The following is an 11248-nucleotide window of genomic DNA, read 5'->3' as shown; positions in this document are numbered from 1 at the left end:
GGTCTATCCGTACCAGTCCGGCGGGACCTCGGTGAACACCAGCTACTCCGCGAGCCTCAGCACGAGCAGCACGGGATGGAAGGAGATCGACGTCACCTCCATCGCCCATCGGATGAACGGCTACGGCTGGATGAAATTCCGCGTCACCCCCACCTCGAGCAGTCTCTACGTTGCCGAGGGTGACTTCCAGATTCAGTAAGGTAAGTAAACGTGAATAAATTCCAGGAGCTGAAAGGAGAAACGAAATGAAGCGCATCGGGATCACGTTCGTCGCGCTCCTCGCCATGACCGTCCCGGCCATGGCGGGGCACGTGGCCACGATCGGGACGGGCACCTGCGGTTCCTGTCATAGGACCAACTTGATCACGCAGCACGGCGGCTTCGCGGCTACCGTCTGCCAGACCTGCCACGACAGCACGGCAACCGCCGTCAAAGACACCATTGTCAGTGGTGTGGCGGGGCAGCCCTACACCTGCTCTAACTGCCACGGAGCAGAGACTCACCTGAGCAAGCATGGCGATTACGCCACGAACTTCGCCACCTACAACGGAGTTGAGCCGGTTAATGGAGGCATCTGGACTGCGCCGGCATCGTACACAAAGGTGACTCCGGCAGCCAAGCAGTACCAGCTGTGCGTCAAGTGCCACTCATCCAATGGCCTTGGCGCCACCACAAACAGCGTGAGCAGCGTGATGGGCCCGTCGGGGTTGCTTCTTACTGACCAAGCCATGGAGTTCAACCCCAATAACCGCTCCGGACACCCCATAGTCACCGGTCTCAACAATTATCCCAACTCTCCGGCACCGAAGGCCCTTGCCAAGACCCAATTGACGGCTCCCTGGAACGTCAACGTGGGAACCCAGACGATGAAGTGTTCAGACTGCCATAGTATCGATGGAAAACTGACCGGCGTTGGCAAGGAGTGGCCGTATAACTCTGCCACCGGGCAACTCTGGAAGCTTAGTGACGCAGGCAATACCAGGCTGTTCTGCAAGAATTGCCACCCGATCACCAATACGAACAATACGCATTCAGAAGATAATCACTTCAAATACCCCTGCGTGTACTGTCACACGAGAGTGCCCCATGGCGGCAAGGTCAGCCGGCTGATTGTAACCTTTACCTCGGGTCTTCCGACCCGTTACTATCCTGACGGTAAGGGTGGCGGGACCCCCAGCCTGGAGGACAAACTGCTCCGCTACACCAAGGCGACATCGGCAAGCCGTTATGACACTCCGTCCTGCGACGCGGATTGCCACGGTTCCCACGAGAACAGGACCGGCGAGGCATGGTAGGATTCGTGCTCAGCCAGTTACAGGCTACGTTGAAGGTTTGAATCAGGGGGCGCCAGCCATATACGGCAGGCGCCCTTTTCTGTCTTCGCTTCCCAATGGAGTTGATCCGCACCCCTCTCGATTCTCTCGCGCAGATGCAACTACGACGAGCTCTTCTTCCTTGCCTTTGCGGATCTCATATAGCTTATTTTTTGTTGACAATGAAGACTTTGCTCAATAGTATTAAGTACTTTTGTATAAATTTATGTGGGGGTGCAGGGATGTCTCAGGTGTTCAAGGTGGCGGTTCTTCCCGGTGACGGCATCGGTCCCGAGGTAATGGCCGAGGCGCTCCGGGTGCTGGACGCCGTGGAAGCGAAGTACAACGTGAAATTCGAGCGGACCCACGCCAACGTGGGTGGCGCCGGTATCGACCTCGAAGGGAAGGCTCTTCCCGAAACCACCGTGAATATCTGCAAGGCGTCTGACGCCATTCTCTTCGGTTCCGTGGGAGGCCCCAAGTGGGAGACCCTTCCTCCGGACGAGCAGCCCGAGCGGGGCGCGCTTCTCCCCCTCAGAAAGATCTTCGGCCTCTACGCCAACCTCCGTCCGGCCATAATCTTCCCGTCCCTGACCGGCGCCTCTTCCCTCAAGGAAGAGGTCATCGCCGGCGGCTTCAACGTGCTGGTCATCCGCGAGCTCACCGGCGGCATCTACTTCGCCCAGCCCAAGGGGATCGAGGGAGAGGGATGCGACCGGGTTGGATTCGACACCATGCGCTACAGCGTCCCCGAGATTGAAAGAATTACCCACGTGGCCTTCCAGGCGGCACGAAAGCGCGGCAAAAAAGTCTGTTCCATCGATAAGGCCAACGTCCTCTCCTCGTCGGTCCTCTGGCGGGAGGTGGTCACCGGCATCGCCAAGGAGTACCCGGACGTGGAGCTCTCCCACATGTACGTGGACAACGCTGCCATGCAGCTGGTCCGCTGGCCCAAGCAGTTTGACGTGATCCTCTGCGAGAATATGTTCGGCGACATCCTCTCCGACGAGGCAGCCATGCTGACCGGTTCCCTGGGGATGCTTCCCTCCGCCTCCCTGGCCGAAGGGACCTTCGGCATGTACGAACCCTCCGGCGGCAGCGCCCCGGACATCGCCGGCCAGGGTGTCGCCAACCCCATTGCACAGATCCTCTCCATGGGGATGATGCTCAAGTTCTCTTTCGGTATGGTCGACGCGGCCGATGCCATCGACAACGCCGTGGCCAAGGTGCTCGACCAAGGTTTCCGGACCCGCGACATTTATCAAAAGAAGGCGGGCGAGAAGCTCGTGAATACCAAAGAGATGGGCGACGCGATCATCGCGGCCCTGTAGCGATTTATATTTCCTCAAAAGGAGTTCTGCCTATGAAAGTCGGAATCGTTGGTTGGCGCGGCATGGTCGGTTCGGTTCTCCTCCAGCGGATGGTGGAGGAGGGTGATTTCACCATCGGTATCGAGCCGGTTTTCTTCTCCACCTCCCAGGCGGGGCAGCCCGCCCCCATGAATGCAGGCACTCTCAAGAGCGCCGATGACATTGCAGAGCTGAAGAAGCTCGACATCATCATCACCTGCCAGGGGGGAGACTACACCAAGGCGGTCCACCCCGAACTCCGCAAGCAGGGGTGGCAGGGGTACTGGATCGATGCCGCTTCCACGCTCAGGATGGAAGATAATGCGGTCATCATCCTCGACCCGGTGAACCGGGGCGTCGTTGACGCGGCCCTGGCCAAGGGGCAAAAGGACTTCATCGGCGGCAACTGCACCGTGAGCCTCATGCTCATGGCCCTGGGGGGGCTCTTCCGGGCCGGACTGGTGGAGTGGCTCACCTCCATGACCTACCAGGCCGCTTCTGGCGCCGGCGCTCCCAATATGCGTGAACTCCTCTCTCAAATGGGAGTTCTCCACGGTTCCGTGGCTGAACTCCTCAAGAATCCCTCGTCGGCCATCCTCGACATCGACCGGGACGTGACCGCCACCCTGCGTGGCGATACCCTGCCGAAGAAGGAATTTGGCTTCCCCCTGGCCGGGAACGTCCTCCCTTGGATCGATCGCGAGGTCGAGGACGGCCAGAGCCGGGAAGAGTGGAAAGGGTTCGCGGAGACCAACAAAATCCTCGGCACTTCCACGCCGATCCCGGTGGACGGCATCTGCGTCCGCGTGGGCGCCATGCGCTGCCACAGCCAGGCTCTGACCATCAAGCTGAACAAGGATGTTCCCCTGGCCGACATTGAAGAGCTGATCAAGAACGACAATCAGTGGGTCAAGTTTGTCCCGAACGCCAAGGCCGATACCCTGGCGGATCTGACCCCCGCAGCGGTATCTGGACTTCTTACGGTGCCCATTGGCCGCGTCCGCAAGATGAAGATGGGACCCCAATACGTGCAGGCCTTCACCTGTGGCGACCAGCTCCTCTGGGGTGCCGCCGAGCCCCTGCGCCGGATGCTTCGCATCCTCGTGGAGAAATAATTCATGGCCAGGTTGTGGAATGTGGCTGTCGTCGGTGCTACCGGCGCCGTCGGCAGCCAGATGATTGACTGCCTCGAAGAGCGTAACTTTCCTGTGGGGCAGATCCGCTACTTGGCCAGCCCCCGCAGCGCCGGCGAGGTGCTGGAGTTCAAGGGAAAGCCGGTGCTGGTGGAGGAGCTGACCCGCGACTCCTTCGAGGGGATCGACATCGCCCTCTTCTCGGCGGGCGGCGACCGCTCCCGGGAGTTCTGTCCCGCGGCCGCCGCGGCCGGAGCCGTCTGCATCGACAACTCCAGCGCCTGGCGCATGGACCCGGACGTTCCGCTGGTGGTGCCCGAGGTGAACCCCCATGCCATTGCCGGCTACCGGAAGAAGGGGATCATCGCCAACCCCAACTGCTCCACCATCCAGATGGTGGTGGCCCTGAAACCGCTCCACGATTACGCCACCATCAGGCGGATCGTGGTGTCCACCTACCAGGCGGTTTCCGGCACCGGCAAGAAGGCCATCGAGGAGTTGCAGAAGCAGGTGGTCTCCCTTTTCCAGGGTAAGTCGCCGGAGATAGCGGTCTACCCCCACCAGATCGCCTTCAACTGCCTTCCCCAGATCGACTCCTTTGGTGACAATGGCTACACCAAAGAAGAGATGAAGATGGTGAACGAGACCCGGAAGATTCTGGAGACAGACATCCGGGTCACCGCCACAACGGTCCGCGTGCCGGTCTTCTACGGCCACTCAGAGTCGGTGAATATCGAAACCGAGAGGAAGCTGACCGTGGCCGTGGCCCGCGAGCTTCTGAGCAAAGCCCCGGGCGTGGAGCTGGTGGATGACCCTGCCAGCGGCTCCTATCCCATGGCCATAGAGGCCGCTGGCCAGGACCTGACCCTGGTGGGCCGCATCCGGGAGGACGAATCCATCGAAAACGGCCTCAATCTCTGGGTGGTGGCTGACAACATCCGCAAGGGGGCGGCCACGAACGCCGTCCAGATTGCCGAGATCCTGATCGAGAAGTATCTCAAGTAGGAACGTTGCCCGTGCATATCCGCAACAGGAATGCACGGAGTCTGTGGGGCGCCCCGGGGCGTCCTTCCTTTTATGCGCACCATCAAGCTTATTCTCGAATACGACGGCACTAACTATGTCGGCTGGCAGATCCAGCCCAACGGACTCTCCATTCAGCAGGTGGTGGAGGAAGCCCTGGCAACGATGCTGAAGGGGCCGGTTCGCGTTCATTCCTCCGGTCGCACCGATGCCGGGGTCCATGCGCGGGGTATGGTCGCCGCCTTTACCACCGACAAGGGGCTGCCGTTGCGTGCTTTCTCTGACGGGCTCAATGCGCTTCTTCCTCCTGACATCGCCGTCAGGGATGCCCGGGAGGCCGCGGACGGTTTCAATCCGCGCTTCGATGCCATCGGGAAGCACTATCGTTACACCATCCACCGGGGTGGACGGCGCTCTCCCCTTGACCGACTCTATGTCTGGCACGTACGGGGTGCGCTCGATCTGACAGCCATGGGCGAGGCGGCCCGCCATCTGGTGGGGGAGCGGGACTTTGCCTCTTTTCGCACCACCGGTTGTGCCGCCCGGACCACCGTTCGACGGATCGACGCCGTGGACTTGGAGGAGGAAGGGGGCCTGCTCCATATCGACGTGCGGGGCTCAGGATTTCTGCGCAACATGGTCCGGATCATGGTCGGAACCCTTGTGGATGTGGGGCAGGGGAGGCGGAGCGCGGAGGACATGGCGCTTCTTTTTGAACAGCCTGGTGTGCATGCCGCCGGGCCGACGGCTCCTCCCCAGGGACTGTGTCTCATGGAAGTCTGTTACTGAGCATGTTTTTTTGGGTTGACAGGCGGGAATGTGGATAGTATTATCCGTCCTTCGCTGAGAAAAGTGTTTTTACTCTTTATTCCATCCAGCTTGAGAGGGTTCGATGAAGACGACGAAGGTTGCAAAGAAAGAAGAAGTAACCAGGGACTGGTTCCTGGTCGATGCCGATAGCAAGGTGCTCGGTCGCATGGCCACCGAGATCGCCAATATCCTCCGTGGTAAGAAGAAGCCGATCTACACCCCGAGTGTGGATACGGGCGATTTTGTCGTTGTGATCAACGCCGAGAAGATTCAGCTCACCGGCAACAAGCTCGCCGACAAGATGTACCACAGTCACTCCGGTTTCCCGGGTGGCCTCAAGTCCATCACTGCCGGCAAGCTCATCGAGAAGAAGCCTGAAGATCTTATTCGCAAGGCCGTGAAGGGGATGCTTCCCAAGAACAAGCTTGCCCGTCACATGCTCAAGAAGCTCAAGGTCTACGCCGGATCCGCGCATCCGCACGAGGCCCAGCAGCCCAAGAATCTCGACATCTAAATCGGATCAGAGAATATACGGATCAGGAGATAACGAATGGCAGCAATCAGCTACTACGGTACGGGTAAGCGGAAATCATCGGTCGCCAGGGTCTGGCTGAAGCCGGGGACCGGAAACATCGTCATCAACAACAAGACTATCGACGACTACTTCGGTCGCGAGACATCCAAGATGGTCGTCAAGCAGCCCCTGGAGCTGGTCGAGAAGGTTGGCAACTTTGACATCTATGTGAACGTCCGCGGCGGCGGCGACTCCGGTCAGGCCGGCGCCATCAAACACGGAATCACGAAAGCTCTTCTCGAAGTGGACGTCACCCTCCGCGGTACCCTCAAGAAGGCCGGCTTCATCACCCGCGACTCCCGCATCAAGGAGCGGAAGAAGTACGGCAAGCGTGCCGCCCGGAGAAGCTGCCAGTTCTCCAAGCGCTAAACGCACCATCTGCAGCCACGGTTGTTCAAGGGGAAAATCCACGCGGGTTTTCCCCTTTTGCTTTATCGATGTTTCCCCTATACTTGCATACTTCGCGTCTGCCACTTTTTCGCCAGGAGTTTTCCCATGCTGAATGTCGCCGTTGTCGGAGCGAGCGGATATACCGGAGTGGAACTGCTCAGGCTTCTCCACTGCCATCCCGAGGTGGCTGTCACCTGCATCACCTCCGAGCAGAGCGCCGGCAGGCCAGTTGCCGATGTATTCCCAACGCTACGTGGCCGCTACGCTCAGGTTCTCGAGAATCTCGAACCGGTCAGGGTGGCCGAGAAGGCCGACCTTATATTTACGGCCCTTCCCCACAAGGCGGCCATGGAAGTGGTCCCAACCTTTCTGAAGCTGGGGAGGCGGGTGATTGACCTTTCCGCCGACTACCGGTTCAACGATGCAGCCGTGTACGAGCAGTGGTACGAGCCCCACATGAATCCAGAAAACCTTAACGAGGCGGTCTACGGCCTGCCGGAGGTGCGGCGGGAGAAGATTGGGGATGCCCAACTCGTGGGGAACCCCGGCTGCTATCCCACGAGCGTCATCCTGGGTCTCATGCCGCTTCTGAAGAAGGGGCTCATCGATACGACCACCATCATCGCCGATTCGAAGTCGGGGGTTTCGGGCGCAGGCCGGGGCGCCAAAGTCGAGAACCTCTATTGTGAGGTGAATGACGGTTTCAAGGCGTATGGCATCGGCGGCGTTCACCGGCACATCCCCGAGATCGAGCAGGAGCTGTCCTTTCTAGCCGGTGAGCGGATCACCATCACCTTTACCCCCCATCTGGTCCCCATGGACCGCGGGATTCTCTCCACCATCTACGCGCGGCTTTCCGGCAGTGCCACCACAGCAGACCTGGCGAAGATCTATGCCGATTTCTACGACGGCGAGCCCTTTGTCCGCGTGCTCTCCGCCGGAAACGTTCCCTCCACCTCCCACGTGCGGGGCTCCAACTTCTGCGACATCGGTCTCGCCGTCGACAGCCGCACCGGGCGGGTCGTCGTTGTTTCCGCCATTGACAACCTTGTGAAGGGCGCCGCGGGCCAGGCTGTGCAGAACATGAACATCATGTATGATTTTCCCGAGGCGTTGGGGCTGGAAGGTCTTCCCCTCTTCCCCTGACAAGGTTTCCATGACGTTTCTGCCAACCACGAGAGAAGAGGCTGCGCGACGGGGCTGGGACGAGCTTGACGTCATTTTTGTCACCGGCGACGCCTACATTGACCACCCGGCCTTCGGCGTACCGCTTCTGGCTCGCTGGCTTGAGTCCCGCGGTTTCAGGGTCGGAATCATCGCCCAGCCCGACTGGCGCTCCCGGGAGCCCTTCACGGCCATGGGGCGTCCCCGGCTATTTTTTGCCGTATCTGCGGGGGCCATGGATTCCATGGTCGCCCACTACACCCCCCTCAAAAAACTTCGCCATGACGATGCCTACACCCCAGGCGGTCGCCATGGTGCCCGACCCAACCGTGCCACCATCGTCTATACCTCCCGGCTCAAGGAGGCGTTCAAGGACGTGCCGGTGGTGATCGGCGGCATCGAGGCATCTCTTCGCCGTTTCGCTCACTACGACTATTGGGAGGACAAGGTCCGTCGCTCGGTTCTCTTCGATGCCAAGGCCGACATCCTTGTGTTTGGCATGGGAGAGCGGCCGATTCTCGAGCTGGCCGAGCGGCTTCGTTGCGGAGAGCCCCTTGCGCAGATCTCTGACATCCGGGGAACTGCCTGCGCGGCGCGGGGAGAGATGTCGTCCAGTGTTGTGGAGCTTCCCACCTATGAGGAGGTGGTAACCAATCCGCAGCGGTATGCCGAAGCATTCGTACTCGCATCAAGAGAGATGATCTCCGGCGCCGGCAAAGCCCTTGCCCAGCGCCACGGCGATCGCATCCTGTTCTGCAATCCCCCTTCGATACCCCTGTCCGAGGCCGAGTTGGACGCCGTCTACTCTCTTCCGTACGCCCGGGCGCCCCACCCGTCGTACGCCGAGCCCGTTCCCGCCTACGACCAGATCAAGTCGTCGGTTACGACCCACCGCGGCTGCTTCGGCGCTTGCGCCTTCTGCGCCATCACGCACCACCAGGGAAAAGTCATCCAGTCACGGAGTGAGCGGTCTGTCACTGCCGAGGTGGAGCGCATGGTCGCGATGCCCTGGTTCCGGGGCAGTATCAGCGACGTGGGAGGGCCGACCGCAAATATGTACGGCCTGCGCTGCGGCAGTGCCGATGGCGGTGCTAGCTGCCGCCGCGGAAGCTGTCTCTTTCCGTCCGTTTGCCGGCACCTTGTCACCAGCGACCGGCGAGCCGCGGCGCTCCTCAGGCGGGTGAGATCGATTCCGGGGGTCAAGCACGTGACCGTATCGTCGGGCGTTCGCTATGACCTTCTCGAGCGTCAGCCGGAGTATCTGGTAGAACTTCTCGCCAACCATGTGGGAGGGCTCCTCAAAGTCGCTCCTGAGCACACGGTAGACTCGGTGACCGATCTCATGCGTAAGCCGGGCAAAGAGGCATTTGAGCGTTTTCTCGCCCGTTTCAGGAACGAAAGCGCCAGGCTTGGCCGGAAGCAGTACGTGATTCCCTACCTGATGTCGGGGCATCCTGGGTGCACCCTCGACCACATGGTGGAGCTCGCCCTTTTTCTAAAACGGCACAGCCTGCGGGTAGAGCAGGTGCAGGATTTTACACCCACTCCCGGCACCCTTGCCACCTGCATGTACCACACGGGGATCGACCCTTTTTCAGGACGGAGAGTGTACGTGGCGCGAAGCGACCGGGAGAAACGGCTCCAGAAGGCGCTTCTGTTGTGGCATCTTCCGGAGGAACGGCGCCATGTGCTGGAGGCGCTCAGAGTCTGCGGCCGCGAGGATGCGGCAACTGAACTCCTTGGCTCCGGCCGGTTATCGCAGAAAGGGGGCGGCAGGCTCCGTCGCCCTTGACCTGCCGCTTCGGGTGCGTTTTACTTAACATCAGGTTAGTGTGAGTGCTCTGGTTTTATATAGACTCCATGGGGGGCACCGATGCTCGTCGTCTGCTGCATCAAGCAAGTTCCCGACACAACGCAGGTTCAGATCGATCCCGTCACCAATACCCTGGTGCGGGAAGGGATTCCGTTCATTGTGAACCCCTACGACACCCATGCCCTTGAGGAGAGCCTTCGTCTCAAGGATCGCTACGGTCTGCGCGTGGCGGCCCTTTCCATGGGGCCTCCCAATGCCGAGGCTACGATCCGCAAAGCTCTTTCTCTCGGGGTGGACGAGGCAATCCTGTTATCCGACAGAACATTCGGCGGAGCTGACACCCTGGCGACGAGCAATGTCCTCTCCGCCGCCGTCTGCCGTCTGGCCGAATCGGATGAGGTTGCCCTCGTTATCTGCGGAAAGCAGACCATTGACGGCGACACCGCCCAAGTGGGGCCGGGAATAGCGACGCGGCTTGGCTTTACCCAGTTGACGCTGGTGGACCGGATCGAGGATCTTGACCTTGCGACCCGAACAATCAAGGTCAGGCGAAAGCTTGAGGGGCGCTACGAGGTGGTGGAGGGACGGCTCCCGGCCATGCTTACGGTTGTGCGAGAAATCAACCGCCCCCGCTATCCTGCCGTGCCCATGCGTCTTCAGGCAACTGGCTCGCCGGTAACGGTCTGGAACAACGACGTTCTCAGGCTTGATCCTGCGGCCGTCGGGCTCAAAGGGTCACCCACATGGGTCAGTCGGATTTTTTCCCCAGAGCGAGCCAAGGGGCAAATCATCGGAGACGGTGAGAGCGATCCGGAGGGCACGGCTCGCCTGCTCGTTGAGACACTGCGTGGCAAGGATCTGCTTCCCTTCTAGTTGCAATGACGGGTGGTTTTCCATTCGTGTCTGCGGAGTCGAGAAATCGTCACGAATTATTTTTCTTGACACCTAAAGGGCTCTGGTTTATAAAGCATATCTTCTTTGCGCAAAAAGCTTGACCATGCCGTAAAAAGCATGTATAGATTTTGTTCGCGCTGGCGTAGCTCAACTGGTAGAGCAGCTGACTTGTAATCAGCAGGTTGCGGGTTCAAGTCCTGTCGCCAGCTCCATTTGAAAATTCGCTTCTTCGTCTGGAGGGATTCCCGAGCGGCCAAAGGGAACAGACTGTAAATCTGTCGTCGTACGACTTCGGAGGTTCGAATCCTCCTCCCTCCACCATACAAACCTTCAGAAGTTTCTGAGGGGCGGGCGTTCTCCAGGAGACCGACAGGTCGCAGGCACTGGGGCCGGCAGCTCGGCAGGGCTTCAAAGAACTTCAAAGGAGTTTGGCGGGAATAGCTCAGTTGGCTAGAGCGTCAGCCTTCCAAGCTGAGGGTCGCGGGTTCGAGTCCCGTTTCCCGCTCCATACTTCATTTTGCGCCCACATAGCTCAGGAGGTAGAGCACTTCCTTGGTAAGGAAGAGGTCACCGGTTCGAGTCCGGTTGTGGGCTCCATTTTTTTCTTCGTTTTGACGAGAAGCAATTCTCAAAATAGAGTGTCCGGGAGGAATCCTACATGGCAAAGGCAAAATTCGAGAGAACGAAACCGCACGTCAACATAGGGACGATCGGTCACGTAGACCACGGCAAGACCACGCTGACCGCCGCCATCACGCGGGTTCTGGCCGAGCAGGGTCAGGCTG

At 59.8% G+C, this 11248-nt stretch carries 12 protein-coding genes and 4 tRNA genes; all 16 read left to right on the top strand.

Features of this window, described 5'->3' with window-relative positions:
* The coding region (locus RCH91_RS16085; RefSeq protein WP_306536000.1) for a hypothetical protein at positions 1 to 199 on the top strand (199 nt) is incomplete at its 5' end.
* Positions 200 to 245: 46 nt separating this feature from the next.
* Positions 246 to 1295: a cytochrome C gene (locus RCH91_RS16080; RefSeq protein ID WP_306535999.1), complete on the top strand. Its 1050-nt coding sequence runs from the start codon at positions 246 to 248 to the stop codon at positions 1293 to 1295.
* 260 nt (positions 1296 to 1555) lie between these two features.
* On the top strand, positions 1556 to 2644 hold the full coding sequence (leuB, locus tag RCH91_RS16075) for a 3-isopropylmalate dehydrogenase (RefSeq protein WP_306535998.1): 1089 nt from the start codon (positions 1556 to 1558) through the stop codon (positions 2642 to 2644).
* 32 nt (positions 2645 to 2676) lie between these two features.
* Positions 2677 to 3777, top strand: a complete 1101-nt coding sequence (gene asd, locus RCH91_RS16070) for an aspartate-semialdehyde dehydrogenase (protein ID WP_306535997.1) — start codon at positions 2677 to 2679, stop codon at positions 3775 to 3777.
* A 3-nt stretch (positions 3778 to 3780) separates the two neighbouring features.
* Positions 3781 to 4800 carry an aspartate-semialdehyde dehydrogenase gene (locus RCH91_RS16065; RefSeq protein WP_306535996.1) on the top strand — a complete coding sequence of 340 codons (1020 nt, stop codon included), beginning with the start codon at positions 3781 to 3783 and terminating at the stop codon, positions 4798 to 4800.
* 72 nt (positions 4801 to 4872) lie between these two features.
* Complete coding sequence (gene truA / locus RCH91_RS16060; protein WP_306535995.1) at positions 4873 to 5607, top strand: tRNA pseudouridine(38-40) synthase TruA; 735 nt, start codon at positions 4873 to 4875, stop codon at positions 5605 to 5607.
* 103 nt (positions 5608 to 5710) lie between these two features.
* Positions 5711 to 6142, top strand: coding sequence for a 50S ribosomal protein L13 (rplM, locus tag RCH91_RS16055; RefSeq protein WP_306535994.1), 432 nt, complete (start codon positions 5711 to 5713; stop codon positions 6140 to 6142).
* 36 nt (positions 6143 to 6178) lie between these two features.
* Positions 6179 to 6571 carry a 30S ribosomal protein S9 gene (gene rpsI / locus RCH91_RS16050; RefSeq protein ID WP_306535993.1) on the top strand — a complete coding sequence of 131 codons (393 nt, stop codon included), beginning with the start codon at positions 6179 to 6181 and terminating at the stop codon, positions 6569 to 6571.
* 126 nt (positions 6572 to 6697) lie between these two features.
* Complete coding sequence (gene argC, locus RCH91_RS16045) at positions 6698 to 7738, top strand: N-acetyl-gamma-glutamyl-phosphate reductase (RefSeq protein WP_306535992.1); 1041 nt, start codon at positions 6698 to 6700, stop codon at positions 7736 to 7738.
* 10 nt (positions 7739 to 7748) lie between these two features.
* Positions 7749 to 9548 carry a YgiQ family radical SAM protein gene (locus RCH91_RS16040; protein ID WP_306535991.1) on the top strand — a complete coding sequence of 600 codons (1800 nt, stop codon included), beginning with the start codon at positions 7749 to 7751 and terminating at the stop codon, positions 9546 to 9548.
* A gap of 81 nt (positions 9549 to 9629) precedes the next feature.
* Complete coding sequence (locus tag RCH91_RS16035) at positions 9630 to 10442, top strand: electron transfer flavoprotein subunit beta/FixA family protein (protein ID WP_306535990.1); 813 nt, start codon at positions 9630 to 9632, stop codon at positions 10440 to 10442.
* Between the two features lie 157 nt (positions 10443 to 10599).
* Positions 10600 to 10675, top strand: a tRNA-Thr gene (locus RCH91_RS16030).
* Between the two features lie 23 nt (positions 10676 to 10698).
* A tRNA-Tyr gene (locus tag RCH91_RS16025) sits at positions 10699 to 10784 on the top strand.
* A gap of 110 nt (positions 10785 to 10894) precedes the next feature.
* Positions 10895 to 10971 (top strand) — tRNA-Gly (locus tag RCH91_RS16020).
* A 13-nt stretch (positions 10972 to 10984) separates the two neighbouring features.
* A tRNA-Thr gene (locus tag RCH91_RS16015) sits at positions 10985 to 11060 on the top strand.
* Between the two features lie 61 nt (positions 11061 to 11121).
* The coding region (locus RCH91_RS16010) for a GTP-binding protein (RefSeq protein ID WP_306536001.1) at positions 11122 to 11248 on the top strand (127 nt) is incomplete at its 3' end.

The organism is Geobacter sp. (assembly GCF_030834625.1).
GTDB lineage: Bacteria > Desulfobacterota > Desulfuromonadia > Geobacterales > Geobacteraceae > Geobacter.
The sequence above is the reverse complement of the archived record's forward strand: the minus strand, read 5'-3'. Positions and strand labels throughout refer to the sequence as shown.

What these genes read in the sequence shown, in the direction of transcription:
- asd (WP_306535997.1), top strand. Translation starts at nt 2,677, where the DNA reads ATGAAAGTCGGAATCGTTGGTTGGCGCGGCATGGTCGGTTCGGTTCTC.
- rpsI (WP_306535993.1), top strand. Translation starts at nt 6,179, where the DNA reads ATGGCAGCAATCAGCTACTACGGTACGGGTAAGCGGAAATCATCGGTC.
- leuB (WP_306535998.1), top strand. Translation starts at nt 1,556, where the DNA reads ATGTCTCAGGTGTTCAAGGTGGCGGTTCTTCCCGGTGACGGCATCGGT.
- RCH91_RS16080 (WP_306535999.1), top strand. Translation starts at nt 246, where the DNA reads ATGAAGCGCATCGGGATCACGTTCGTCGCGCTCCTCGCCATGACCGTC.
- RCH91_RS16065 (WP_306535996.1), top strand. Translation starts at nt 3,781, where the DNA reads ATGGCCAGGTTGTGGAATGTGGCTGTCGTCGGTGCTACCGGCGCCGTC.
- truA (WP_306535995.1), top strand. Translation starts at nt 4,873, where the DNA reads ATGCGCACCATCAAGCTTATTCTCGAATACGACGGCACTAACTATGTC.
- argC (WP_306535992.1), top strand. Translation starts at nt 6,698, where the DNA reads ATGCTGAATGTCGCCGTTGTCGGAGCGAGCGGATATACCGGAGTGGAA.
- rplM (WP_306535994.1), top strand. Translation starts at nt 5,711, where the DNA reads ATGAAGACGACGAAGGTTGCAAAGAAAGAAGAAGTAACCAGGGACTGG.
- RCH91_RS16040 (WP_306535991.1), top strand. Translation starts at nt 7,749, where the DNA reads ATGACGTTTCTGCCAACCACGAGAGAAGAGGCTGCGCGACGGGGCTGG.
- RCH91_RS16035 (WP_306535990.1), top strand. Translation starts at nt 9,630, where the DNA reads ATGCTCGTCGTCTGCTGCATCAAGCAAGTTCCCGACACAACGCAGGTT.